This window comes from Methylobacterium sp. A54F, from assembly GCF_053346035.1.
Genome location: NZ_JBKFBF010000192.1, coordinates 1 through 289 on the forward strand (window position 1 = coordinate 1; position 289 = coordinate 289).

The following is a 289-nucleotide window of genomic DNA, read 5'->3' on the forward strand; positions in this document are numbered from 1 at the left end:
GAACCGCAACGGCAAGATCGCCATGAAGCTCGATGCGGGCGACCACATCGTCCACGTCGAGATCTGCCGCCCCGACCAGAACGTGCTGCTCACCACGGGAGAGGGCCAGTGCATCCGCATCCCCGTGGAGGACGTGCGCGTCTTCAAGGGACGCGACTCGACGGGCGTGCGCGGCATCAACCTCGCCAAGGGCGACCGCGTGATCTCGATGGCGATCCTCAACGCCTTCGAGGCGAGCCCGGAGGAGCGGGCCGGCTACCTCAAGATGCGCCGCGCCGTGATGGGCGAC

The 289-nt window shown here is 67.8% G+C and carries 1 protein-coding gene; it reads left to right on the forward strand.

Annotated elements, in window-relative coordinates; translation table 11 throughout:
• A partial coding sequence (locus tag ACLBXP_RS25925) for a DNA gyrase C-terminal beta-propeller domain-containing protein (protein WP_447670659.1) occupies window positions 1-289 on the forward strand: 289 nt, incomplete at both ends.